The following is a 24984-nucleotide window of genomic DNA, read 5'->3' as shown; positions in this document are numbered from 1 at the left end:
ACCACGGACGCGGCCTTCGCCGTCAGCCCGACGACTCCCCCCACGACCCGTTCCACCTACGCACGAAGAAGAAGAGACATGACTGAGAACACCCCCACCGCAGAGCTCTCCGCCGCCGGCGTCAGCATCTGGCTCGACGACCTGTCGCGCTCGCGCATCTCCTCCGGAGGACTGCAGAAGCTGATCGACGAGAAGAACGTCGTCGGAGTCACCACCAACCCCACGATCTTCGCCGCGGCACTCGCGAACGGCGAGTCCTACGACGCCCAGGTGCGCGAGCTCGCCGCCGCCGGCACCTCGGTGACCGACGCCGTCTTCGAGATCACGACCGACGACGTCGCCGCGGCGTCGGACATCTTCCGCCCGATCTACGACGCGAGCCACGGCTACGACGGCCGCGTGTCGATCGAGGTCGAGCCGGGCCTCGCGCACGACGCGCAGGGCACGATCGAGCAGGCCAAGGCCCTCTGGGCCAAGGTCGACCGTCCGAACGCGATGATCAAGATCCCCGCGACCGTCGAGGGCCTCGAGGCCATCACCGAGGTCATCGGCTCCGGCATCTCGGTCAACGTCACCCTGATCTTCTCGCTCGCCCGCTACCGCGCGGTCATCAACGCCTACCTCGCCGGTCTCGAGAAGGCCAAGGAGGCGGGCATCGACCTCGCCACCATCCACTCGGTCGCCTCGTTCTTCGTGTCGCGCGTCGACACCGAGATCGACAAGCGCCTCGAGGCCGTCGGCACCGACGAGGCCCGCGCGCTCAAGAGCAAGTCGGGCGTCGCCAACGCGCAGCTCGCCTACGAGGTCTTCGTCGAGGCGTTCGCCACCGAGCGCGCCCTCCTGCTCCAGGAGTCGGGCGCGAACCGCCAGCGCCCGCTGTGGGCCTCGACCGGCGTCAAGTCGACCGACCTCCCCGACACCCTCTACGTGACCGAGCTCGTCGCGGCCGGCGTCGTCAACACGATGCCCGAGAAGACCCTCGAGGCGACCTTCGACCACGGCGACATCACCGGCGACACCGTCACCGGGTCCTACGCCGACGCGAACGCCGTCCTCGACGCCGTCGCCGCGCAGGGCGTCTCGTACGCCGACGTCACCGAGCTGCTCGAGAAGGAGGGCGTCGAGAAGTTCGTCGTCTCCTGGAACGAGCTGCTCGACACCGTGACCGCGGCGCTCGAGGGCGCGAAGGCGCAGGCCTGAGCATGACGATCCAGATCCACGTCAGCGGAGACGCCGAGAAGGCCGTCGACCGCGTCGTCCCCGATCTCGTCGCCGACGAGGTCGCCTCCGGCATCACCGCCCAGGTCCCCACCCTCTGGGGAGCGGCGGCCGAGGAGGAGTCGGCCAAGCGCCTCGGCTGGACCGAGTCGACCACGGTCTCGCGCCCGCTGGTCCCCCGGATCCTGGCCCTCCGCGAGGAGTTCCAGGCCAAGGGCATCGACCACATCGTGCTCGGCGGCATGGGCGGTTCGTCGCTCGCGCCCGAGGTCATCACCCGCACGGCGGGCGTCGAGCTCACCGTGCTCGACTCGACCGCCCCGGGTCAGGTCCTCGCCGCTCTGCAGGACCGCCTCGCCACCACGGCCGTCGTGATCTCGTCGAAGTCGGGCTCGACCGTCGAGACGGCGAGCCAGAAGAAGGCGTACGAGAAGGCCTTCACCGAGGCCGGTATCGACCCGCTCGACCGCATCGTGATCGTGACCGACCCGGGCTCGCCGCTCGATTCGTCCTCGCGCGAGGCGGGCTACCGCGTCTTCAACGCCGACCCGAACATCGGCGGACGCTTCTCGGCGCTCTCCGCCTTCGGTCTCGTGCCGTCCGGTCTCGCCGGCGCCGACATCGAAGCGCTGCTCGACGAGGCGGCGGAGGCGTCGCTCGGCCTGGCCGTCGACACCCCCGAGAACCCGGGTCTGATCCTGGGCGCGGCCATCGCCGCGACCAGCCCGCGCCGCGACAAGCTCGCGATCGTCGCCGACGGCACGCACATCGTGGGCTTCGCCGACTGGGCGGAGCAGCTCATCGCCGAGTCGACCGGCAAGGACGGCACGGGCATCCTCCCCGTCGTCCTCGGCACGCTCGCACCCGAGCTCTCCGAGAACCTGCCCGACGTGCAGGTCGTCCGTCTCGTCGAGGACGCGTCCGCGCTGCACCTGTTCCCGCGCGACCGGCACGAGGGCGAGATCCTCCTCTCCGGGTCGCTCGGTGCGCAGATGCTGACCTGGGAGTACGCGGTCGCCGTCGCGGGCCGTCTGCTCGGGATCAACCCGTTCGACCAGCCCGACGTCGAGTCGGCGAAGATCGCGACCCGCGCACTGCTCGAGAAGCGCCCCGAGCCGGCTCAGCCGGCCTTCACGGACGCCGGCATCGAGGTGACCGGGACCGCCGCCGTCACCGAGGGCGTCACCACCGTGGCGCAGGCCGTCGACCTGCTGCTCGCGCAGCTGGGCGAGGGCGGCTACGTCTCCATCCAGGCCTACGTCGACCGCCTCGCCCTCCCGCAGCTCGAGGGCGTCCGCGACCTCCTCGCCGCGCAGGCGCAGCGTCCCGTGACCTTCGGCTGGGGCCCTCGCTTCCTGCACTCGACCGGTCAGTACCACAAGGGTGGAGCGCCGACCGGCGTCTTCCTCCAGATCACCGAGCGCGCGGACGTGGACCTCGAGATCCCCGAGAGCCCGTTCACCTTCGGCCAGCTGATCCTCGCCCAGGCCGCCGGCGACGCGAGCGTGCTCGCGGAGCACGGCCGCCCGGTGCTCACGCTGACGCTGACCGACCCCGAGGCCGACCTCGAGGCGCTCTTCGAGGCGCTCAACACCTGATCCGACGGGCACGCCGCTCCCCGCCCTCGAGGCGGGGGCGGCGTGCCCGCGGTCGTCCGCGGCTCCTCGCGAGCCGCGATCGCAAGCCCTCAGCGGAGCGGGCGGGCGTCCCCTCCCCCTCCCTCACCGAGAGCAGTGCGCCGTCACGGCCGGCATCCCCGGCCGCCCCGGCACGCAGAAGACCCAGGAACACAGAAGGACACTGCACATGCCTGTGGACATCACCCCCGAGTTCAACCCGCTGCGGTTGAGCTTCGACCGCCGGTTGAACCGGATCGCGGGCCCCAGCGGCCTCGTGATCTTCGGAGTCACCGGCGACCTGTCGCGCAAGAAGCTCATGCCGGCGGTCTACGACCTCGCCAACCGCGGCCTCCTCCCGCCCGGCTTCGCGCTCGTCGGCTTCGCCCGACGCGACTGGGACGACCAGGACTTCGAGAAGGTCGTGCACGACTCCGTCAAGAAGTACGCCCGCACCGAGTTCCACGAGGAGGTCTGGACCCAGCTCGCGCAGGGCATCCGCTTCGTGCAGGGCGAGTTCGACGACCCCGACGCGTTCGCGCGCCTGAAGACCACCGTCGACGAGCTCGACCGCGAGCGCGGCACCAACGGCAACTTCGCCTTCTACCTCTCGATCCCGCCGAAGTCGTTCCCGCAGGTGACCGAGCAGCTCCGCAGCTCCGGCCTCGCCGAGCAGAAGGAGGGCCAGTGGCGACGCGTCGTCATCGAGAAGCCCTTCGGCAGCGACCTCAAGACCGCCCGAGAGCTGAACGCCGTCGTCGAGTCGGTGTTCCCGCCCGACTCCGTCTTCCGGATCGACCACTACCTCGGCAAGGAGACCGTCCAGAACATCCTGGCGCTGCGCTTCGCCAACATGATGTACGAGCCGCTCTGGAACTCGAACTACGTCGACCACGTCCAGATCACGATGGCCGAGGACATCGGAGTGGGCGGCCGTGCCGGCTACTACGACGGGATCGGCGCCGCTCGCGACGTCATCCAGAACCACCTGCTGCAGCTCCTCGCCCTCACGGCGATGGAGGAGCCGATCTCGTTCGACGCCGCCGACCTGCGCGCCGAGAAGGAGAAGGTGCTCGCCGCCGTCCGCCTGCCGAAGGACCTCTCCACGGTCACGGCGCGCGGTCAGTACTCCGGCGGCTGGCAGGGCGGCGAGAAGGTCCTCGGCTTCCTCGAGGAGGACGGCATGAGCCCGACCTCGACCACCGAGACCTTCGCCGCGATGCGCCTCGACATCGGCACCCGCCGCTGGGCCGGCGTCCCGTTCTACCTGCGTGCGGGCAAGCGCCTCGGCCGCCGCGTGACCGAGATCGCCGTCGTCTTCAAGCGCGCGCCGCAGCAGCTCTTCGCCGAGAGCCAGACCACCTCGCTCGGCCAGAACGCGCTCGTCATCCGCGTGCAGCCCGACGAGGGCGTGACCATGCGCTTCGGCTCGAAGGTCCCCGGCGCCGGCATGCAGGTGCGCGACGTCACGATGGACTTCGGCTACGGCCACGCGTTCACCGAGGCCAGCCCCGAGGCCTACGAGCGCCTCATCCTCGACGTCCTCCTGGGCGAGCCGCCGCTGTTCCCGCGGCACGAGGAGGTCGAGCTGTCCTGGAAGATCCTCGACCCGATCGAGGAGTACTGGAGCACGCAGGGCCAGCCCGAGCAGTACCGCCCCGGAACCTGGGGCCCCGACTCCGCCGACGAGCTCCTCGCTCGCGACGGCCGCACCTGGAGGCGTCCATGATCGTCGATCTGCCCGACACCACGACCAGCGAGGTCTCGAAGACTCTCGTCAAGATCCGCGAGGAGGGCGGCGCCGTCGCCCTCGGCCGCGTCCTCACCCTCATCATCGCGACCTCCCGGGGTCACGAGGAGGAGGCGATCGACGCCGCGAACGACGCCTCGCGCGAGCACCCGATGCGCGTCATCGTCGTCTCGAAGGACGACGGACTCACCACGGTGCCCGTCGACGCGACCCCCCGGGTCGACGCGCAGATCCGCGTGGGCGGCGATGCGGGGGCCAGCGAGGTCGTCGTGCTCCGCCCGTTCGGCGACGCCGCGAGCGACGAGGAGAGCCTCGTCACGGGTCTGCTCCTGCCCGATGCGCCCGTCGTCGCCTGGTGGCCGAACAGCGCGCCCGAGAGCGCCTCCCAGTCGCCCATCGGCCGGATCGCGCAGCGCCGCATCACGGACGCGTCCGCGCAGTCCAACCCGGCGGAGGCGCTGCACCACCTCGCCTCCACCTACGCCCCGGGCGACACCGACTTCGCCTGGACCCGGCTCACGCTGTGGCGCGCTCAGCTGGCGGCGGTCCTCGACCAGCCGCCGTACGAGTCGATCACCGCGGTCGAGGTCTCGGGAGCCCCGGACTCCCCCTCGACGATCCTGCTCGCCGCCTGGTTGCAGCTCGAGCTCGACATCCCCGTCGACCACGAGCTCACCATCAGCGCGACCGGATCGAGCGGCATCCACGGGGTCCGTCTCTTCCGCGAGTCGGGCGTCATCGAGCTCGAGCGCTCGATCCCGAACGTGGCGACGCTGACCCAGCCGGATCAGCCCGTCCACGACATCTCGCTCCCCCGCCGCAGTCTCCGCGACTGCCTGGCGGAGGAGCTGCGCAGGCTCGACCCCGATGACCTGTACGGTGAAGTGATCTCGCGCGGTGTGGACATGCTCTCGGAGAAGTCCGGGGCCCGCAGCGCGTCCTGATGTCGTCGGCCCGCTCGCGGGCCGACGCTTCCTGACCCGGAGTCGACCATCCGCCGATCGGCGACCACCAGAAGGAGACCCTGCATGACCACCGAACGTCGTGTGCTCGTCCACCGAGACAAGCAGACCCTCGCCGGCTCGGTCGCCGCGCGCTTCCTGACCAAGACGATCGACATCCTCGACGACCTCGGGTCGGCGAACGTCGTCCTGACGGGCGGCACGATGGGGGCGGCGACCCTCAAGGAGATCGCCGGCTCCTCGGCCGCGGGGAACGTCGACTGGACGCGGGTCCACTTCTGGTGGGGCGACGAGCGCTGGGTCCCCCGCGGGCACGAGGACCGCAACGACGTGCAGGCAGGCGACCTGTTCGCGTCACTCGACGTGCCGAGTGAGAACGTCCACTCGTATCCGGCCTCCGACGAGGGCATCGACCTCGACGCCGCCGCCACGCAGTACGACGCCGAGCTCCGCGCGCACGCGACCGAGGGCCGCGACTACCCGCGCTTCGACATCACCTTCCTCGGAGTCGGCCCCGACGGGCACATCGCGTCGCTCTTCCCCGAGCGCTCCGCGATCCGCCACCCGAAGCCCGGTGTGCTGGCCGTCCGCAACTCGCCCAAGCCGCCGCCGGAGCGCCTCACGCTCACGCTGCCTCTGATCAATCAGTCCGACCGGGTCTGGATGGTCCTGGCGGGTGCCGACAAGGCCTCCGCGCTCGGTCTGGCACTCGCGGGCGCCAGCACGAACGAGGTGCCGGCCGCCGGCGCGTTCGGCCGCAAGCGCACGGTGTTCTTCGTCGACCAGGAGGCCGCAGCCGAGGTCCCCGAGTCGCTCATCGCGCCGAGCTACTGAGCCGGGCCGGACCGGACCGTCCGGCCCGTGAGAACGACGAAGGGCCCGACTCCCTCGCGGGGGTCGGGCCCTTCGTCGTTCGTCGGCCGTGGGGCCGATCAGGACGGCGTCGCGGTCCCGCGGCGCGCGCGGAGCTGCTGGAGCGCCTCCTCGAGGAGTTGCGCGGCCTCGGCCTCGGTGCGACGCTCCTTCACGTACGCGAGGTGCGTCTTGTAGGGCTCGGTCTTCGCGACCTGAGGCGGGTTCGCCCGGTCGCGACCGGCCGGGAGACCCGACTGCGGAGAGTCGATGACCTCGGGGATCTCGTCCTCGGGGAGCGCCGCCGAGAAGTGGCGCACCGTCTCGTTGCCGAGAGCGTCCCAGTAGGAGACCGCGACGCGCTCCGCGTGGAAGCCTCGGTCCTGCTCGCCCATGGGTCCCGCGCCGACGCGCGAACCGCGGATTGCACTGCCGCCTGATGCCATTCCGTGTACCCCTATGCTCCGGTGTCGAACTTGGTGATGAGACCGAGAACCACGATGCTGGCGACCCAGACGAGACCGAGGATCACGGTGATGCGGTTCAGATTGCGCTCTGCGACGCCCGAGGCGCCGAGGTTCGAGGTCACTCCGCCGCCGAACATGTCGGACAGACCGCCGCCGCGCCCCTTGTGGAGCAGGATCAGCATGGTGAGCAGGAGGCTCGTGATGCCCAGGACGACCTGGAGCACGACCTGGAGGATGTCCACGCGGTACCTTTCGAAGTTCTGGCGCGTTGCGCGCCCCGTCGAGTATAACGGGCGCCTGCGAATCCCCCGACGAAACCACACCCCCTGTTACGGCGAGCGGTATACGTGGCGGCGGATGACGGGAGGCGCGGGGCGCTCTGAAGAGTGACGGGAGGGGCGGCCTCGTCGCGGCGCCATCCCGCGCCGCTGCGCGGCGCCCGCCAGACCCGAGCCAGGCGCCGCGACGAGGCCGCCCCTCCCGTCCGCGTCCGGAGGACGGGACTCGGGACCGAGGTTCGAAGGGAGGTGGGTCTCGATACGCCGCCTCCAGCGGCTACTCGGCCAGCAGGATGCCGGCGACAGGTCCTCTGGAGCTTGGTCTGCAGATCGCCGCACGGGCGGAGGCGAACCGGCGATTCGCGTGCCAGCGAATCGACGTAGCCGGACGCAGGACGCTCTGCGGGACATGCCCATCGTCGGGAGCCGACTGCGCCGCGCCGCGCGAAGAGCGGCGGGGAGGACAGCACTGCCGAACCGACGATTCGCGTGCCAGCGAATCGGCGTAGCCGTGCGCAGGACGCTCTGCGGGACGCGACCACCTCGAGAAGCCGACTGCGCCACGCCGCGCGAGGAGCGGCGTGGATATCGGAACCCAGTAACCCGAACGCTGGCTTCCAACACGACTGAAGGGGTGGGCCAATGGCCCACCCCTTCAGATGCAGAACGTCAGACGCCCACGTGGTTCCGATACCGGGCGATCGCTGCGAACTCGTCGACCTGGAGGCTGGCGCCTCCGACGAGGGCGCCGTCGACGTCGGGTTCGCGCATGAAGCCGGCGATGTTGCCGGACTTCACGGAGCCGCCGTAGAGGATGCGTGTCTTCGCCGCGGTGTCGGCTCCGAGGATGTCGGAGACGACGTCGCGGAGCGCCTTGCAGACCTGCTGGGCCTGCTCGGGCGTGGCGGCCTGGCCGGAGCCGATGGCCCAGACCGGCTCGTAGGCGACGACGAGGTCGGCGTCCGCGGGCAGGCCGGTGAGGGCCTCCTTCAGCTGCGCGACGGGCACGGCCGACGGGCCGTGCTTCTCGAGGTCCTCGGCGGTCTCTCCGACGCAGATGATCGGTGCGACGCCGTGCTTGATCGCCGCAGCCGACTTCGCCGCGATGTCCGCGTCCGTCTCGGCGTGGAGCGTGCGACGCTCCGAGTGCCCGACGATCACGTAGTCGCAGTCGAGCTGCTTCAGGAACTGACCCGAGATCTCACCGGTGTAGGCCCCGCTGTCGAACTTCGACAGGTCCTGCGCGCCGTACTTGAGCGGCAGCTTGTCGGAGTCGACGAGGATCTGCACCGGGCGGAGGTCGGTGAAGGGCGGGAACACTGCGACCTCGACACCGTCGAAGTCGTGATTCGCGTCCTTCAGGCTCCACGCGAGCTTCTGCACGAAGGCGATGGCCTGGAGGTGGTCCAGGTTCATCTTCCAGTTGCCCGCGATGAGCGGCGTCCGCCCGAGGGAAGAGGGAGCTCCTCCCGTGCTGTCTACTGCCATCCGAGGACCTCCAGTCCGGGGAGTCGCTTGCCCTCGAGGAATTCGAGGCTCGCGCCGCCTCCCGTCGAGATGTGGCCGAACTGCCCGTCCTCGAAGCCGAGGGCGCGCACTGCCGCGGCCGAGTCGCCTCCGCCGACGACGCTGAGTCCGTCGACCTCGGTGAGGGCCTGGGCGACGGCCTTCGTGCCCGCCGCGAACGGCTCGAGCTCGAAGACGCCCATGGGGCCGTTCCAGAACACCGTCTTCGACGCAGCGACGATCTCGGCGAAGCGCTTCGCAGTGTCCGGGCCGATGTCGAGGCCCAGTCCGCTCGCTCCGAACGGGGTGCCCTCGATGGCGTCGGCCGCAGCGACCTCGTGCTCCGCGTCGGCTCCGAACTTCGAGGCGACGACGACGTCGGTCGGCAGGACGATCTCGACGCCCAGCTCCTTCGCCTTCGCGAGGTAGCCGAGCACGACGTCGACCTGGTCGGCCTCGAGCAGGCTCGCACCGACCTCGTGGCCCTGGGCCTTGAGGAAGGTGAAGAGCATGCCTCCGCCGATGAGGATCGAGTCGACCCTCGGCAGCAGGTGCTCGATCACGCCGAGCTTGTCCGAGACCTTCGATCCGCCGAGCACGACCGTGTAGGGGCGCTCCGGCTTCTCGGTGAGGCGGTCGAGGACCTCGAGCTCGGCGGCGATCAGAGTGCCGGCAGCGCTCGGGAGCAGCTGCGCGAGCTCGTAGACGCTCGCCTGCTTGCGGTGGACGACTCCGAAGCCGTCCGAGACGAAGGCGTCGCCGAAGGCGGCCAGCTTCTCGGCGAAGGCGCGGCGCTCGTCCGCGTCCTTGCTGGTCTCGGCTGCGTTGAAGCGCAGGTTCTCGAGGACGACGATCTCGCCGTCGCCGAGGGCCTCGACCGCGGAGGAGGCCTCGTCGCCGACAGTGTCGCCGGCGAACGCCACGGGGGCGTCGAGGAGCTCACCGAGTCGCTTCGCGACCGGCGCGAGGCTGTACTTCGGGTCGGGCTCCCCGTCGGGGCGCCCGAGGTGGCTCACGACCACGACTCGGGCACCCTCGGCGACGAGCCGCTGGAGCGTGGGGACGGACGCGCGCACGCGGCCGTCGTCCGTGATCGAACCGTCCTTCAGGGGGACGTTCAGATCGCAGCGGACGACGACGCGCTTGCCCGACAGTGCACCCAGTGAGTCCAGAGTGCGGAAGGTCACTGCTGCGAGCCCTAGAGCTTGCCGGCGACGAGCTCGGCGACGTCGACGAGGCGGTTGGAGTATCCCCACTCGTTGTCGTACCAGGAGGCGACCTTGACCTGGTTGCCGATGACCTTGGTGAGGCCGGAGTCGAAGATCGACGAGTGCGGGTCGGTCACGATGTCGCTCGAGACGATCGGGTCCTCGGTGTACTTGAGGATGCCCTTGAGGTCGCCCTCGGCCGCGGCCTTGTACGCCGCGTTGATCTCCTCGACGGTGGCCGGCGTGGTCAGCTCGACGGTGAGGTCGGTGATCGAGCCGGTCGGGACCGGGACGCGCAGTGCGTAGCCGTCGAGCTTGCCGACGAGCTCGGGGATGACGAGGCCGAGCGCCTTGGCGGCACCGGTCGAGGTCGGGATGATGTTGACCGCGGCGGCGCGCGCGCGACGGAGGTCGCTGTGCGGGCCGTCCTGCAGGTTCTGGTCGGCCGTGTAGGCGTGGACCGTGGTCATGAGGCCGCGCTCGATGCCGAAGTTGTCGAGCAGCACCTTGGCGAGCGGCGCGAGGCAGTTCGTGGTGCAGGACGCGTTCGAGACGATGTCGTGCACCTGGGGGTCGTAGGTGCCCTCGTTGACGCCGAGGACGATGGTCGCGACGTCGCTGCCCGAGGCGGGTGCCGAGACGATGACCTTCTTGGCGCCGGCGGTGATGTGCTTGCGCGCATCCTCCGACTTGGTGAAGCGGCCGGTCGACTCGATGACGACATCGACGCCCAGCTCGCCCCAGGGGAGGTTCGCGGGGTCGCGCTCCTCGAGGACGATGATCGGCTTGCCGTTGACGACGATCTTGTCGCCGTCGAGCTCCACCGTCGCGTCGAGGCGTCCGGTGATGGAGTCGTACTTCAGGAGGTGCGCGAGCGCCTTGTTGTCGGTGAGGTCGTTGACCGCGACGATCTCGAGGTCGCTGCCCTTGGCGAGGGCCGCACGGAGGAAGTTACGGCCGATACGGCCGAAGCCGTTGATGCCGATCTTGACGGACACAGATATCTCCTGATGAGGAAGGGCACCTCGACGGTGCAGTGGAGGGTGTTGATCGCAGTGGGCCGGTGGGAACCGGCCCGGGCGTCCCGGGCGCAGAGGCCCGGGACGCCGAGATCGCTATGACAGTAGCAGCAGGCCCGAAGTCTTCTCGCGGGCCTTCTCGAAGCGCGCGGAGACGTCGGCCCAGTTCACGATGTTCCAGAACGCCTTGACGTAGTCGGCCTTCACGTTGACGTAGTCGAGGTAGAAGGCGTGCTCCCACATGTCGAGCAGCAGCACCGGCACGGTCGCCGCGGCGAGGTTGCCCTGGTGGTCGTAGAGCTGCTCGATGATGAGCTTCTCGCCGAGCGAGTCCCACGCGAGGATCGACCAGCCGGAGCCCTGGATGCCGAGGGCGGAGGCGGTGAAGTGGGCGCGGAACTTGTCGAACGAGCCGAAGTTGTCGTCGATCGCCGCGGCGAGCTCGCCGACCGGCTTGTCGCCGCCGTCGGGCGAGAGGTTGTTCCAGAACACGGTGTGGTTCACGTGACCGGCGAGATTGAACGCCAGGTCCTTCTGGAGCTTGTTGACGTTCGCGAGGCTCTCGGTGTCGCGGGCCTCCTGGAGCGCGGCGAGGGCGGTGTTCGCGCCCGTCACGTAGGTGGCGTGGTGCTTGTCGTGGTGGAGCTCCATGATCCGCCCACTGATGTTCGGCTCGAGGGCCGAGTAGTCGTAGGGCAGTTCGGCGAGCGTGTAGTCAGCCATGTGCGATCTCCTGTTCGTGGTCGTCGACCTCGGCAGTCCCACCGGCTCCGACCGTCCGAGCGCGAGGCGCTGGAGCGGGGGTCGGCGTGTCCGAGCGACGTTTCCAGTCTAGTGACGGGGCACCCGCGCACTCGGACGGTCTCCCCCGTTCAACCAGGAGACACTCAGCGTTCGCCGGGTGGACGGCTCAGAGGTCGCGCAGCTCGGCCGGGAGGTTCGCGTCGGTGCCGGGGATGTCGAGGTCGGCGGCGCGCTTGTCGGCCATCGCGAGGAGGCGGCGGATGCGACCGGCGACCGCGTCCTTCGTCATCGGGGGGTCGGCGTGGTGGCCGAGCTCGTCGAGACTCGCGTCGCGGTGCGCGAGCCGGAGTCGACCGGCGTAGCGCAGGTGCTCGGGGATGTCGTCGCCGAGGATCTCCATCGCGCGCTCGACACGCGAGCACGCGGCGACGGCGGCCTGCGCCGACCGGCGGAGGTTGGCGTCGTCGAAGTTGACGAGCCGGTTCGCGGTCGCGCGCACCTCGCGTCGCTGGCGCAGCTCCTCCCAGCTCGCCACCGTCGAGGTGGCGCCCATCAGGGTGAGCATCGCGCTGATGCTCTCGCCGTCGCGGACGACGACCCGGTGCACACCGCGCACCTCCCGCGACTTCGCCTGCACGCCGAGGCGGCCGGCCGCGCCGACGATGGCCATCGCCGACTCGTTGCCGGGGCAGACGATCTCGAGCGCCGCCGAGCGGCCCGGGTCGGTCAGCGAGCCCTGCGCGAGGAAGGCGCCGCGCCAGACTGCGGCGAGCTCCTCCCGGGAGCCCGTCGTCAGCCGGTTCGGGAGGCCGCGCACCGGGCGACCGCGCTGGTCGAGCAGCCCTGTCTGCCGGGCGAGCGTGTCGCCGCCCTCGACCACGCGGACGAGCCAGCTGGTCGTCCGGCGCGATCCGCCGGCGGAGATGATGGTGCCCTCGCTGCGGACGCCGTAGAGCTCTGCGAGATCGCGGCGCACGCGGGTCGCGAGAGCTGCGGAGTCGAGCTCGACCTCGACCGCGAGGCGGTTCGAGATGATGTGCAGTCCGCCGGAGAAGCGGAGGACGGTCGCCAGTTCGGCGGCACGGACGGTGTTCTTGCGCGAGACGATCGCGACCAGTTCGCCCTTGACGTCTGCGGTGAGGGCCACGGAGTCTTCCTTACGTCGGGTGCGCGGCGGAGCGCGCGGGAATCATTCTCGGCCGAGGTCGCGGTGCGCCACGTTCACGGCGACTCCCGGCAGCTCGGCCAGTCGGGCCGCGATGCGTCCGGCGACCGCGACGGAGCGGTGCTTGCCCCCCGTGCAGCCGATGGCGATCGTCGCGTGGCGCTTGTTCTCGCGCTGGTAGCCGTCGAGCACCGGGCGCAGGGCTCGCGAGTAGGAGTCGATGAACTCCTCCGCCCCCTGCTGGGCCAGCACGTATTCTCTCACCTCTTCGTCGAGCCCGGTGTGCGGGCGGAGCTCGGGGATCCAGTACGGGTTGGGGAGGAAGCGCGCGTCGGCGACCATGTCGGCGTCGGTCGGCAGGCCGTACTTGAAGCCGAAGCTCATCACGGTGATCTGGAGGCCCGCACGCCCGGCCTCGGCGAATCGCTCCGTGATGGTCGTCGCGAGCTGGTGGATGTTGAGGTCGGAGGTGTCGATCACGATGTCGGCGGACTCGCGCAGCTGCGCCAGCCGTCCGCGCTCCGCCGAGATGCCGTCGAGCAGCGTGCCTCGGCCCTGCAGCGGGTGCGGGCGCCGCACCTGCTCGAAGCGGCGCACCAGGGCAGCGTCGGTCGCCTCGAGGAACACGACGCGGAGGTCGACACCCGCTTTGAGCTCGCGCACGATCTCGCCGAGGTCGGCGAAGAAGTCGCGCCCGCGGACGTCGACGACGGCCGCGATCTTCGGCAGCGTGTCGCCCGCGCGCTGGGCGAGGTCGACCAGGGGTCGGAGCATCTGCGGCGGGAGGTTGTCGACCACGTACCAGCCGAGGTCCTCGAGGGCGTTCGCGGCCGTGGACCGGCCGGCACCCGACATCCCCGTGACGATCAGCACGTCCTGCTGCTCGCTCTCCGTGCTCATGGGTTCTCCGTGCTCGTATCTGTGTCGCTCGAAAGTGTCTGTGGCGCTCGAAAAGTGCTGTGTCGCTCGTGAGTTCTGCGTCGCTCGTGAGTTCTGCGTCGCTCGTGACGGGGGCCCGCGCCCTCCTCGGAGGGTCGGATGTCCAGCCTAGGGCGTGGGCCCGACACCGGGCGGAGGCGTCAGGGGTGCAGGTATCCGTGGATCGCGGCGGCCAGCGTCGGCCCGATCCCCTTCACCTCGGCGATCTCGGCGTCGGAGGCCTCGCGCAGCCGCGCGACGGATCCGAAGTGCTTGAGCAGATCGCGCACCCGCGTGCCACCGAGCCCGGGGATCTCGCCGAGCTGCGACGCGATGTCGCGCTTGCGGCGCTGGCGCTGGTGGGTGATGGCGAAGCGGTGGGCCTCGTCGCGGATCCTCTGGAAGAGGAAGAGGGCGTCGCTGTTGCGCGGCAGGATCACCGGGAAGTCGGAGTCGGGGAGCCAGATCTCCTCGAGTCGCTTGGCGATGCCGCACAGGGTGATCCCGGTGACTCCGGACTCGTCCAGGGCGCGCTGGGCGGCCGCGACCTGCGGTTGACCGCCGTCGACGATCAGGAGCTGGGGCGGGTAGGCGAACTTGCGGCGCTTCGCCTCCCCCGTCTCGGGATCGAGGATCGCCGGCTCGACCGGCTCCTTCAGGTAGGCGAGTCGCCGGGTGAGGACCTGGTGCAGCGACTCCGTGTCGTCGGTCGACTCCGCGATCGAGAACCGGCGGTACTGGTCCTTGCGGGCGAGGCCGTCCTCGAAGACGACCATCGACGCGACGATGTTGGTGCCGCTGAGGTGCGAGACGTCGTAGCACTCCATCCGGAGCGGGGCCTCGGTCATGTCGAGGGCGTCGCGGATGTCCTCCAGCGCCTGGGTGCGCGCGGTGAAGTCGGCCGAGCGGCGGGTCTTGTAGAGCATCAGCGAGTGACCGGCGTTCTGCGTCGCGGTCTCGAGCAGCGCCGCCTTGTCGCCGCGCTGCGCCGCCCGCAGCCGGACGTTGGCGCCGCGGAGGCTCGAGAGCCACTCCTCGAGCGCCTCGCTGTCCTCCGGCAGCTCGGGGACGACGACCTCCTTCGGCGGGATGTCGCCGTTCTCGTAGGCCGCCTGGAGTGCCGTGTCGACGAGCTCGGCCGTCGTCATGTCGAGCTCCTTGTCGACGACCCAGCCGCGCTCGCCGCGGATGCGTCCGCCCCGCACGCGGAACTGCTGCACGGACGCCGCGAGCTCGTCGTGCACGATCGCGTAGAGGTCGACGTCGACGTTGTCCTTGAGCACGACCGCGCTCTTGGCGAGCACGGCGTCGAGAGCGGCGGCCTGATCGCGCAGCTTGCCGGCGCGCTCGTACTGCATCTCGCCGGCGGCCTCGCGCATCTCCTTCTCGAGCTCGCCGATCATCCTCCGGTCGTGGCTGCCCATGAACGCGACGAACCGGTCGACCATCCCGCGGTGCTCCGCGAAGGTGACGCGGTGCGAGCAGGGACCGCCGCAGCGGCCGATCTGGGAGGCGAAGCACGGCTTCCCGCTCTGCATGGCCCGCTTGTAGTTCGAGTCGTTGCAGGTGCGGATCGGGAAGGCCTTGATCATCAGATCGATGGTCTCGTGGATGGCCCAGATCTTCGGGTAGGGGCCGAAGTACCTCGCTCCGCGGATCTTGGAGTTGCGGGTCACCATCACCCGGGGCGCCTCGTCGCCGAGGGTCACCGCCATGTAGGGGTACGACTTGTCGTCGCGGAACTTGACGTTGAACGGGGGGTCGAACTCGTTGATCCAGGTGAACTCGAGCTGCAGTGCCTCGACGTCGGTGCCGACGACGGTCCACTCGACGCCCGACGCCGAGGTGACCATCCGCCGGGTCCGCTCGTGCAGGCTCGGCAGCGGCGCGAAGTAGTTGCTGAGCCGCGCGCGCAGGTTCTTGGCCTTGCCCACGTAGAGGACCCGGCCCCTCGCGTCCTTGAATCGGTAGACCCCCGGGAGGGTCGGGATCTCGCCGGCCTTGGGCCGGTAGTCGAGTGTCTGCGCCATGCCCCGTGCTCGCCCGGCCGCGCTATCGCCCGAGGATCTCGGCCAGGAACCCGCCGGTGTGGCTCTCCGCGACCTTCGCCACCTGCTCCGGTGTGCCGATCGCGACGACCTGCCCGCCGCCGGCACCGCCCTCGGGACCCATGTCGATCAGCCAGTCGGCCGACTTGATGACGTCGAGGTTGTGCTCGATGGTGATGACCGTGTTGCCCTTCTCGACGAGCGAGTTCAGCACGAGGAGGAGCTTGCGGACGTCCTCGAAGTGCAGACCGGTGGTCGGCTCGTCGAGCACGTAGACGCTGCGGCCGTTGGAGCGGCGCTGCAGCTCAGTGGCGAGCTTGACGCGCTGCGCCTCGCCGCCCGAGAGCGTCGTCGCGCTCTGCCCGAGCCGCACGTAGCCGAGGCCGACCTCGACGAGCGTTCTGAGGAAGCGGTGGATCGAGGTGATCGGCTCGAAGAACTCGGCCGCCTCGGCGATCGGCATGTCGAGGACCTCGGCGATGTTCTTGCCCTTGTAGTGGACCGTCAGGGTGTCGCGGTTGTAGCGCGCTCCCCCGCAGACCTCGCAGGCCACGTAGACGTCGGGCAGGAAGTTCATCTCGATCTTGATGGTGCCGTCGCCCGAGCAGGCCTCGCAGCGGCCGCCCTTGACGTTGAAGCTGAACCGGCCCGGGAGGTAGCCGCGGGCCTTCGCCTCGGTCGTCTCGGCGAAGAGGTTGCGGATGCGGTCGAAGACGCCGGTGTAGGTGGCGGGGTTGGAGCGCGGGGTGCGGCCGATCGGGTTCTGATCGACGTGCACGACCTTGTCGAGGTTCTCGAGGCCGGTGACGCGGGTGTGCTTGCCCGGCACCTTGCGCGCCCCGTTGAGCTGGTTGGCGAGCACCCGGTAGAGGATGTCGTTGACCAGCGTGCTCTTGCCCGACCCCGAGACTCCGGTGACCGCGACGAAGGTGCCGAGGGGGAACTCCACGTCGACCTTGCGGAGGTTGTTGGCGTTGGCCCCGACGACCTTGATCATCCGCTTGCGGTCGATCCTGCGGCGCTTCTTCGGGATGTCGATCGACTTGCGGCCCGAGATGTAGTCGCCCGTGAGCGAGTGCGTGTTCTCGAGCAGGGCGTCGTACGAGCCGGAGTGCACGACCTTTCCGCCGTTGACGCCGGCGCCCGGGCCGATGTCGACGATCCAGTCGGCGGTGCGGATGGTGTCCTCGTCGTGCTCGACGACGATCAGCGTGTTGCCGAGGTCGCGGAGCTTCAGCAGGGTGTCGATGAGGCGGCGGTTGTCGCGCTGGTGCAGGCCGATGCTCGGCTCGTCGAGCACGTAGAGCACGCCGGTGAGTCCGGAGCCGATCTGGGTGGCCAGTCGGATGCGCTGGGCCTCGCCTCCGGAGAGCGACGCGGCCGCTCGCGAGAGGTTGAGGTAGTTGAGCCCGACCTCGATGAGGAAGTCGAGGCGCGCCCGGATCTCGCGGAGGACCTGCGCGGCGATCGTCGCCTCGCGCGGGGTCAGCTCGAGCCGGCCCATGAACTCCTGCGCGTCGCCGAGGCTGAGGTCGGCGATGTCGGCGATGCTCGCTCCGTGCACGAGGACGGCGAGCACCTCGGGCTTGAGGCGCGAGCCCTTGCAGACGGGGCAGGGCACCTCGCGGAGGAACTCGGACCAGCGGGTGCGCTGCACATCCGTCTCGGCCTGCACGTACTGGCGCTCGATGTAGGGCACGACGCCCTCGAAGCCGGAGGTGTAGCTCATCTCACGGCCGTAGCGGTTCTTCCACTTGACCTTGACCTCGAAGTTGTCGCCGTGCAGCACTGCCTGCTGCACCTCGGAGCTCAGGCGCTTCCACGGGGTGGTCAGCTTGAAGCCGAGGTCTCGCGAGAGGCCGTCGAGCAGCTTCTCGTAGTACTGGAAGAGGCCCTTGCCCTGGGTGGTCCAGGGGATGATGACGCCCTCGGCGATGCTGAGGTCGGGGTCGCCGAGGAGCAGCTCGTCGTCGACCGACATGCGCGTGCCGAGGCCGGAGCACTCGGGGCAGGCGCCGAAAGGCGCGTTGAACGAGAAGGTGCGCGGCTCGATCTCGGTCAGCGAGATCGGGTGGTTGTTGGGGCAGGACAGCTTCTCGGAGAAGGTGGTCCACGCGCCCTCGCCCTCACCGTCGACGAAGTTGATCTGCACGATGCCGTCGGTGAGACGCAGAGCTGTCTCGAGGGAGTCGGTGAGGCGGCCGAGGATGTCGGGGCCTGCGACGAGGCGGTCGACCACGACCGAGATGTCGTGCTTGTACTGCTTCTTGAGGGTCGGCGGATCGCTGAGCTGGATCAGGCTGCCGTCCACCATCGCACGCGAGTAGCCGCCGGCGGTCAGCTCCTTGAAGAGGTCGACGAACTCGCCCTTCTTCTGCGAGACGACCGGGCTGAGGATCTGATAGCGGGTGCCGCCCTCGAGCTCCATCATCTGGTCGGCGATCTGCTGCACGGTCTGCGCTGAGATCTTCTCGCTGCAGATGGGGCAGTGCGGCACGCCGATGCGCGCCCAGAGCAGGCGCATGTAGTCGAAGATCTCGGTGATGGTGCCGACGGTGGAGCGCGGGTTGCGGTTGGTCGACTTCTGGTCGATCGAGACCGCGGGACTGAGGCCCTCGATGAAGTCGACGTCGGGGCGGTCGACCTGCCCGAGGAACTGGCGGGCGTAGGCGGACAGCGACTCGACGTAGCGGCGCTGCCCCTCGGCGAAGATCGTGTCGAAGGCCAGCGACGACTTGCCGGACCCCGACAGACCGGTGAAGACGACCATCGAGTCACGCGGGATCTCGAGGTCGACGTCGTGCAGGTTGTGCACCCGGGCGCCACTGACGACCAGCTTCGACACCGACTCGTCGAGGGAGCTGACGAAGCGGTGGAAGGAGGGAGAGGGGGTGGACGAGGGGTCTGTTACGGCATTCGCGATCGACACCTCGAAAGTGTATGCGGAGCCACCGACATCGCCCGGGGGCGTTCGCTGGGCGCTGATACCGGTCATCGGAGCTTGCGGTTCGGGCGCCGCTCTGCGGACGGGGACGGCATCGGCCGCCCCCGCCCCGGCGCCCGCCCTCAGGAGAGGTGACCCGCCTTCTCCATCTGACGGAGCTCCCGCTTGAGCTCCTGGACCTCGTCGCGCAGGCGCGCCGCGAGCTCGAACTTGAGCTCGCCCGCCGCCTGGAGCATCTGGCCGTTGAGGTCGGAGATGATCGCCTCGAGGTCGTTGCCGCCGTTCGCGGCGAGCCCCTGCCTGCGGAGGTTCGGCGTCGGGCTCTTCTTCTTCGCGTCGCGGCCCGCGAGGAGCTTGGCCGTGTCGGCACCCTCGCGGGCGAGGGCGTCGGTGATGTCGGCGATCTTCTTGCGCAGCGGCGTCGGGTCGATGCCGTGCTCGAGGTTGTACGCGACCTGCTTCTCGCGGCGGCGATCGGTCTCGTCGATCGCGAGCCGCATCGAGTCGGTCACCCGGTCGGCGTACATGTGCACCTCGCCCGACACGTTGCGAGCGGCGCGGCCGATGGTCTGGATCAGCGACGTCGAGGAGCGGAGGAATCCCTCCTTGTCGGCGTCGAGGATCGCGACCAGCGACACCTCGGGCAGGTCGAGTCCCTCGCGGAGGAGGTTGATGCCCACGAGGACGTCGTAGACGCCGGCGCGCAGCTCGGAGAGCAGCTCGACCCTCCGCAGGGTGTCGACGTCGGAGTGCAGGTAGCGGACGCGGACGCCGGCCTCCGTGAGGAAGTCGGTCAGCTCCTCGGCCATCCGCTTGGTCAGGGTCGTCACCAGCACGCGCTCGTCGCGCTCGGTGCGGCGCTTGATCTCCTCGAGCAGGTCGTCGATCTGGCCCTTGGTCGGCTTGACGACGATCTCGGGGTCGATGAGGCCGGTCGGGCGGATGATCTGCTCGACGATGCCGTCGGCGATCCCCATCTCGTACCGGCCGGGGGTCGCCGAGAGGTAGACCGTCTGGCCGACGCGCTGCTTGAACTCCTCCCACTTGAGCGGACGGTTGTCCATCGCCGAGGGCAGGCGGAAGCCGTGCTCGACCAGCGTGCGCTTGCGGGAGGCGTCGCCCTCGTACATCGCGCCGATCTGGGGCACGGTGACGTGCGACTCGTCGATGACGACGAGGAAGTCGTCGGGGAAGTAGTCGAGGAGGCAGTGCGGCGCCTCGCCCGACTCGCGGCCGTCTATGTGGCGGGAGTAGTTCTCGATGCCCGAGCAGAAGCCGATCTGCTGCATCATCTCGAGGTCGAACGTGGTGCGCATCCGGAGGCGCTGGGCCTCGAGCAGCTTGTTCTGCTTCTCGAGATCGGCGAGGCGCACCTCGAGCTCCTGCTGGATCGTGTCGATCGCGCGGTGCATGACGTCCTGGCTGGCCACGTAGTGCGAACCGGGGAAGACGGAGACCGACTCGAGCTTCTTCACGATGTCGCCGGTGAGCGGGTGGAGCGTGTAGAGCGCCTCGATCTCGTCGCCGAACATCTCGATGCGGATCGCGAGCTCCTCGTACATCGGGATGATCTCGATCGTGTCGCCCCGGACGCGGAAGGTGCCGCGGGCGAAGTCGACGTCGTTGCGCGCGTACTGCATCGAGACGAACTTGCGGATCAGGCGGTCGCGGTCGACCCGCTGGCCGACCTGGAGGGCCACCATCGCCTCGAGGTACTGCTCGGGCTGACCGAGACCGTAGATGCACGAGACGGTGGAGACGACGATCACGTCCCGTCGGCTGAGCAGCGAGTTGGTCGTCGAGTGGCGGAGGCGCTCGACCTCGGCGTTGACGGAGCTGTCCTTCTCGATGAAGGTGTCGGTCTGCGGGACGTACGCCTCGGGCTGGTAGTAGTCGTAGTACGAGACGAAGTACTCGACCGCGTTGTTGGGGAACAGCTCGCGGAACTCGTTCGCGAGCTGCGCCGCGAGGGTCTTGTTGTGGGCGAGCACGAGCGTGGGTCGCTGGACGGCCTCGACGAGCCATGCGGTGGTCGCCGACTTGCCCGTTCCCGTGGCGCCGAGGAGCACGACATCGGCCTCGCCCGCCCGGATCCGGGCGCTCAGATCGGCGATCGCGGCCGGCTGATCGCCGCTCGGCTTGTACTCGCTGACGACCTCGAAGGGATGCACGGCACGGGTGGGCTCCATGCTCGAAGCGTAGCCGCGACCACCGACACGGAGCCCGGCGTGCGCTGGGCGCGAACGGCGCCGGTCAGAGACGCGAGAAGCGCAGGTCGCGGAGGTACAGGCGATCGTCGGGACCCATCGCCCCCGTCCGGATGCGCAGCACGGCGAAGCCCGCCCAGTCCGGCGCCGGGATCGAGTAGGCGCCGTCGAGCCGGATCCCCGCGAAGCTGTCGGAGTCGACGATCCGGGACGCCGAGTACCAGTCCTGGCCGAGTCCCTCCGTGCGCCGAGCGGTCGAGAATCCCAGATCCACAGTGGCGCTCCCCGCGCCGGAGAACAGCGCGTCGAGGCTCACGAGCACTCGGGCACCGGTCTTGATGCCGACGAACAGATGGACGGCCCCCTCGCCCGATCCGTCCCCGACCGCGAAGGCGCGGACGCCGGAGACCGGCGAGTCCACCGGCGTGACCTCCGCCTCACCGGAGGCGACCCAGTCGTCGGCGAGCGACGATCGAGCCGCTGACGCATCGAGCACCCCGCGCTCCCTCTCACCGACGTGCGGACGCAGCGCCGTCCTCGGCAGCGCGGACGTGTCCTCGACCGTCAGGACGCCGTCCCCCCGCGCTAGGAACGGCAGGAGTGCCGTGCCGCCCTGGAACTGACCCCCTCTGACGACGGCACGCTGCCCGCCGGCGCCGGACAACTCGATGAGGCCCCGCTCGGCCTCGGCGCGGACCTCCACGCGGCCGCGCACCAGGTAGCGGCAGTCCGTCAGCGTGAGCAGCGCACCCCAACCCGCGAGCTCGAACCAGCCGTTCCGATCCGGTATCTGCATCTCGAAGTGGCAGTTCGTGAAGTAGATCTGGCCCAGCTCGACGAATGCGGCTCGGCTCTGGTTGGTCGAGAAGGTGTCGAACGAGCACTGATTGACGAAGAACTCCTGGTCGCCGAGGATCTCGATGGCGCTCTGGGTGTTGCTGGTGAGGTCGCAGCTCTGGATCGAGATGCGCTCACCCGCGTCGACGGCCTCCTTCGTCGCCAGGACGCCGATCCTGTTGCCCTGGATCGAGCAGGACCGGAACTCGAGCAGGTAGGCGTGCGACCCGAGCTCGACGGCGATGTCGAAGGAGCGCAGGACCACGTTCACCAGCGTCAGGTAGGCGGGTTTCGGACCCGACTCGCGCAGATGGGGCGCGGCGCCGATCGCGATGCCGCTGCTGCCCCCCGAGCCGACCAGGTGGATGTCGCTGAGGACCGTCTGATGCTGACGGGTGAATCCCGCGGCCGTCTTCTGGACCACCGGGCTCACCGTGCGGAAGAGGAAGCCGCTGCCCGCGTTGACGATCTCGCAGTGCCCGATGATGCTGACCCGTGTGTCCCAGGACAGCGTCTCCTCCACCGTGAAGCTGCCTCCGATCGCCGTCACGACGGCGTGGTGCTCCTCGGGGGCGACGCCCTCGTCCGGGACCGCCGCGGCTGCGAGCGCGGCCTTCCAGGCCGCCGTGTCCCGAGCGGGCCCGGGGGCCATCGACGCATCGAGGTAGTCGTGGACGTCGACGATCCGCTCCGTCCCCGCCGGCCGAACGACGACGGAGGTCGTTCCCGCGGTTCCTCGAGCGGCGAGGGCACCCGCGCCGAGGAGGGCACCGGCTCCGGCGGAGAGGACGGTGCGCCGGGATTCGACAGCGGGTGGGACAGGTCCGAAGGAGCTCATTGCAGCCTCTCTCTCGGCGTTCCGATGTCGAGCGACCTACCCTACGGACGGCGGCTGATCGACGGCCGTCGGGCCGCTCGCTCGACCTGTGCGCGAGACGAGGCGCTCCCAGAGCAGGTCCGCCCGCGCCAGGGTGTCCTCCAAGGTTCCCGAGGAGTCGACGACGACGTCGGCGAGAGCGAGCCGCTGCTCGTCGGTCGCCTGCGCGCCGACGCGGGCCCGGGCCTCCGCCTCGGACATGCCGCGGAGCGCCACCAGGCGCTCGACGCGGACGGCCTCGGGCGCGTGCACGACGACGACCTCGTCGAACTCGGCCGCGCCCCGGCCCTCAGCCAGCAGGGGGACGTCGTACACCACGACGGCCTCCGGGTCGGCCGCCGCGGCCTCGGAGAACAGCCGCTGCGAGCGCTCCCCCACCGCGGGATGCGTGATGGCGTTCAGATCGGCGCGGGCGGAGGCGTCGGCGAAGACGACGGCACCCAGAGCGGCGCGGTCGAGCGATCCGTCCTCCCGCAGCATCGCCGGGCCGAAGCGCTCGACGACGGCCTGCAGTGCGGGCTCCCCCGGTTCGACGACCTCTCGGGCCAGCACGTCGGCGTCGACGACGACCGCTCCGTGCTCGGCGAGGCGGCGGGCGACGGTCGACTTGCCGGAGGCGATGCCGCCGGTGAGGGCTACGAGATGCACCCGGCCACCCTATCCAGCGGTCACCCCGTGAAGCAGAGAGGGCGGCAACGCCGAACGGCCGGCCCCCGAGGGGACCGGCCGTTCAGATGCCTGCACTCGATCAGTTGCTCGAGGACAGCTTCTCGCGCAGTGCGGCGAGCGACTCGTCGTCGGCGAGGGTGCCGGCTCCGGTCGCCTCGCTGGTGAAGCCGCCGCCGACCGAGACGCCCTCAGAGACGGTGGCCGCCTCCTCCTGCGACTTGGCGACCTGGGCCTTGTGGGCCTCCCAGCGGGCCTGCGCCGCGGCGTAGTCCTGCTCCCAGGCCTCGCGCTGCGACTCGAAGCCCTCGCGCCACTCGTTGGTCTCGGGGTCGAAGCCGTCGGGGTACTTGTAGTTCCCCTGGTCGTCGTACTCCGTCGCCATGCCGTAGAGGGCCGGGTCGAACTCGGTCCCCTCGGGGTCGATGTTCTCGTTCGCCTGCTTGAGCGAGAGCGAGATGCGGCGGCGGTCGAGGTCGATGTCGATGACCTTGACGAAGACCTCCTCACCGACCGACACGACCTGCTCGGCGAGCTCGACGTGCTTGCCCGAGAGCTCGGAGATGTGGACGAGGCCCTCGATGCCGTCCGCGACGCGGACGAACGCACCGAACGGGACCAGCTTCGTGACCTTGCCCGGTGCGACCTGACCGATCGCGTGGGTGCGGGCGAAGACCTGCCACGGGTCCTCCTGGGTCGCCTTGAGCGAGAGCGACACGCGCTCGCGGTCGAGGTCGACCTCGAGGATCTCGACGGTGACCTCCTGGCCCACCTCGACGACCTCGGAGGCGTGCTCGATGTGCTTCCAGGAGAGCTCGGAGACGTGCACGAGACCGTCGACGCCGCCGAGGTCGACGAACGCACCGAAGTTGACGATCGACGACACGACGCCCTTGCGGACCTGACCCTTGTGCAGGTTGTTCAGGAACGTCGTGCGGCTCTCGGACTGGGTCTGCTCGAGGAGCGCGCGGCGCGACAGGACCACGTTGTTGCGGTTCTTGTCGAGCTCGAGGATCTTCGCCTCGATCTCCTGGCCGAGGTACGGCGTGAGATCGCGGACGCGGCGCAGCTCGATGAGCGAGGCCGGGAGGAAGCCGCGGAGGCCGATGTCGACGATGAGACCGCCCTTGACGACCTCGATGACCGAACCGGTGACGACACCGTCGGACTCCTTGATCTTCTCCACGTCGCCCCACGCACGCTCGTACTGCGCACGCTTCTTCGAGAGGATCAGGCGACCCTCCTTGTCCTCCTTCTGCAGGACGAGAGCCTCGACGCTGTCGCCCACGTTGACGACCTCGGAGGGGTCGACGTCGTGCTTGATGGAGAGTTCGCGCGAGGGGATGACGCCCTCGGTCTTGTAGCCGACGTCGAGGAGGACCTCGTCGCGGTCGATCTTCACGACGGTGCCTTCGATGAGGTCTCCGTCGTTGAAGAACTTCAGAGTCTTTTCGACCGCGGCAAGAAAGTCTTCAGCAGACCCGATGTCGTTGATCGCGACCTGCTTGGCTGCCTTTTCGGTCGTTGCGGTTGTCATTAAGGGATGCTCCAGGATGGATGGGTATCGGGCGGCCACCGCCGGACGCCCCGAGGAGGGGCGCAGTGACGGGTGCCGCGGAGTGAAGGGGTGTGCGGTGCCTCCGGCGACGGGACGATGCTCTGGAGGATGACTCCGGACCTCATCGCACGCCGAGGGCACAGC

The 24984-nt window shown here is 69.6% G+C and carries 19 protein-coding genes; 5 read left to right on the top strand and 14 right to left on the bottom strand.

Annotation, left to right across the window (positions count from 1 at the left end):
- Nucleotides 1-78 precede the first annotated feature (78 nt).
- The 5 genes from tal (at nucleotide 79) to pgl (ending at nucleotide 6380) form a co-directional block, all read left to right on the top strand.
- Complete coding sequence (gene tal / locus GRS96_RS11210) at nucleotides 79-1200, top strand: transaldolase (protein WP_159988485.1); 1122 nt, start codon at nucleotides 79-81, stop codon at nucleotides 1198-1200.
- A 2-nt stretch (nucleotides 1201-1202) separates the two neighbouring features.
- Nucleotides 1203-2816: a glucose-6-phosphate isomerase gene (locus GRS96_RS11205; RefSeq protein WP_159988484.1), complete on the top strand. Its 1614-nt coding sequence runs from the start codon at nucleotides 1203-1205 to the stop codon at nucleotides 2814-2816.
- A 208-nt stretch (nucleotides 2817-3024) separates the two neighbouring features.
- A complete protein-coding gene (gene zwf / locus GRS96_RS11200) occupies nucleotides 3025-4563 on the top strand; it encodes a glucose-6-phosphate dehydrogenase (RefSeq protein ID WP_159853501.1) in 1539 nt (512 codons plus the stop codon).
- A complete protein-coding gene (locus GRS96_RS11195) occupies nucleotides 4560-5528 on the top strand; it encodes a glucose-6-phosphate dehydrogenase assembly protein OpcA (RefSeq protein WP_159853499.1) in 969 nt (322 codons plus the stop codon). Before zwf ends, GRS96_RS11195 begins: the two co-directional genes overlap by 4 nt.
- Before the next feature lie 84 nt (nucleotides 5529-5612).
- A complete protein-coding gene (gene pgl, locus GRS96_RS11190) occupies nucleotides 5613-6380 on the top strand; it encodes a 6-phosphogluconolactonase (protein ID WP_159853497.1) in 768 nt (255 codons plus the stop codon).
- Between the two features lie 98 nt (nucleotides 6381-6478).
- Here the strand turns inward: pgl and GRS96_RS11185 are convergent, their stop codons facing one another.
- The 14 genes from GRS96_RS11185 to rpsA form a co-directional block, all read right to left on the bottom strand.
- Entirely contained in the window at nucleotides 6479-6844 is a 366-nt protein-coding gene (locus GRS96_RS11185; RefSeq protein WP_055791968.1) for an RNA polymerase-binding protein RbpA, read from the bottom strand.
- Nucleotides 6845-6855: 11 nt separating this feature from the next.
- A complete protein-coding gene (gene secG / locus GRS96_RS11180) occupies nucleotides 6856-7107 on the bottom strand; it encodes a preprotein translocase subunit SecG (RefSeq protein ID WP_056042800.1) in 252 nt (83 codons plus the stop codon).
- A 705-nt stretch (nucleotides 7108-7812) separates the two neighbouring features.
- Entirely contained in the window at nucleotides 7813-8631 is an 819-nt protein-coding gene (gene tpiA, locus GRS96_RS11175; protein WP_159988483.1) for a triose-phosphate isomerase, read from the bottom strand.
- Nucleotides 8622-9836: a phosphoglycerate kinase gene (locus tag GRS96_RS11170; protein WP_159988482.1), complete on the bottom strand. Its 1215-nt coding sequence runs from the start codon at nucleotides 9834-9836 to the stop codon at nucleotides 8622-8624. The genes tpiA and GRS96_RS11170 overlap by 10 nt, the downstream gene beginning before the upstream one ends.
- Before the next feature lie 11 nt (nucleotides 9837-9847).
- Complete coding sequence (gene gap / locus GRS96_RS11165) at nucleotides 9848-10855, bottom strand: type I glyceraldehyde-3-phosphate dehydrogenase (RefSeq protein ID WP_068207959.1); 1008 nt, start codon at nucleotides 10853-10855, stop codon at nucleotides 9848-9850.
- A 117-nt stretch (nucleotides 10856-10972) separates the two neighbouring features.
- A complete protein-coding gene (locus GRS96_RS11160) occupies nucleotides 10973-11599 on the bottom strand; it encodes a superoxide dismutase (protein ID WP_159853491.1) in 627 nt (208 codons plus the stop codon).
- 187 nt (nucleotides 11600-11786) lie between these two features.
- Nucleotides 11787-12767, bottom strand: coding sequence for a DNA-binding protein WhiA (gene whiA, locus GRS96_RS11155; protein WP_159853489.1), 981 nt, complete (start codon nucleotides 12765-12767; stop codon nucleotides 11787-11789).
- Nucleotides 12768-12809: 42 nt separating this feature from the next.
- Nucleotides 12810-13685, bottom strand: a complete 876-nt coding sequence (rapZ, locus tag GRS96_RS11150) for an RNase adapter RapZ (RefSeq protein WP_159853487.1) — start codon at nucleotides 13683-13685, stop codon at nucleotides 12810-12812.
- A 179-nt stretch (nucleotides 13686-13864) separates the two neighbouring features.
- Nucleotides 13865-15733: an excinuclease ABC subunit UvrC gene (gene uvrC, locus GRS96_RS11145; RefSeq protein WP_159988481.1), complete on the bottom strand. Its 1869-nt coding sequence runs from the start codon at nucleotides 15731-15733 to the stop codon at nucleotides 13865-13867.
- Nucleotides 15734-15755: 22 nt separating this feature from the next.
- Nucleotides 15756-18680, bottom strand: a complete 2925-nt coding sequence (gene uvrA / locus GRS96_RS11140; protein ID WP_442966615.1) for an excinuclease ABC subunit UvrA — start codon at nucleotides 18678-18680, stop codon at nucleotides 15756-15758.
- A gap of 137 nt (nucleotides 18681-18817) precedes the next feature.
- Nucleotides 18818-20884, bottom strand: a complete 2067-nt coding sequence (gene uvrB / locus GRS96_RS11135) for an excinuclease ABC subunit UvrB (protein ID WP_159853481.1) — start codon at nucleotides 20882-20884, stop codon at nucleotides 18818-18820.
- Nucleotides 20885-20948: 64 nt separating this feature from the next.
- The gene (locus GRS96_RS11130; RefSeq protein ID WP_159988479.1) at nucleotides 20949-22577 is read right to left on the bottom strand and encodes a hypothetical protein; all 1629 of its coding nucleotides are present in this window, start codon (nucleotides 22575-22577) and stop codon (nucleotides 20949-20951) included.
- A 36-nt stretch (nucleotides 22578-22613) separates the two neighbouring features.
- Complete coding sequence (coaE, locus tag GRS96_RS11125; RefSeq protein ID WP_159988478.1) at nucleotides 22614-23264, bottom strand: dephospho-CoA kinase; 651 nt, start codon at nucleotides 23262-23264, stop codon at nucleotides 22614-22616.
- Nucleotides 23265-23364: 100 nt separating this feature from the next.
- Nucleotides 23365-24819, bottom strand: coding sequence for a 30S ribosomal protein S1 (gene rpsA, locus GRS96_RS11120; protein WP_159853475.1), 1455 nt, complete (start codon nucleotides 24817-24819; stop codon nucleotides 23365-23367).
- Nucleotides 24820-24984 lie beyond the last annotated feature (165 nt).

It is taken from the genome of Rathayibacter sp. VKM Ac-2803, assembly GCF_009807175.1.
Taxonomy (GTDB): Bacteria; Actinomycetota; Actinomycetes; order Actinomycetales; family Microbacteriaceae; genus Rathayibacter.
This window is presented reverse-complemented; position numbering and strand designations above follow the sequence as displayed.

Bases quoted from the DNA above. Each gene is read 5' to 3' on its own strand.
- tal (WP_159988485.1), top strand. From the start codon at position 79: ATGACTGAGAACACCCCCACCGCAGAGCTCTCCGCCGCCGGCGTCAGC.
- GRS96_RS11205 (WP_159988484.1), top strand. From the start codon at position 1,203: ATGACGATCCAGATCCACGTCAGCGGAGACGCCGAGAAGGCCGTCGAC.
- zwf (WP_159853501.1), top strand. From the start codon at position 3,025: ATGCCTGTGGACATCACCCCCGAGTTCAACCCGCTGCGGTTGAGCTTC.
- GRS96_RS11195 (WP_159853499.1), top strand. From the start codon at position 4,560: ATGATCGTCGATCTGCCCGACACCACGACCAGCGAGGTCTCGAAGACT.
- pgl (WP_159853497.1), top strand. From the start codon at position 5,613: ATGACCACCGAACGTCGTGTGCTCGTCCACCGAGACAAGCAGACCCTC.
- GRS96_RS11185 (WP_055791968.1), bottom strand. From the start codon at position 6,844: ATGGCATCAGGCGGCAGTGCAATCCGCGGTTCGCGCGTCGGCGCGGGA.
- tpiA (WP_159988483.1), bottom strand. From the start codon at position 8,631: ATGGCAGTAGACAGCACGGGAGGAGCTCCCTCTTCCCTCGGGCGGACG.
- GRS96_RS11160 (WP_159853491.1), bottom strand. From the start codon at position 11,599: ATGGCTGACTACACGCTCGCCGAACTGCCCTACGACTACTCGGCCCTC.
- rapZ (WP_159853487.1), bottom strand. From the start codon at position 13,685: ATGAGCACGGAGAGCGAGCAGCAGGACGTGCTGATCGTCACGGGGATG.
- uvrC (WP_159988481.1), bottom strand. From the start codon at position 15,733: ATGGCGCAGACACTCGACTACCGGCCCAAGGCCGGCGAGATCCCGACC.
- uvrB (WP_159853481.1), bottom strand. From the start codon at position 20,884: ATGGAGCCCACCCGTGCCGTGCATCCCTTCGAGGTCGTCAGCGAGTAC.
- GRS96_RS11130 (WP_159988479.1), bottom strand. From the start codon at position 22,577: ATGAGCTCCTTCGGACCTGTCCCACCCGCTGTCGAATCCCGGCGCACC.
- rpsA (WP_159853475.1), bottom strand. From the start codon at position 24,819: ATGACAACCGCAACGACCGAAAAGGCAGCCAAGCAGGTCGCGATCAAC.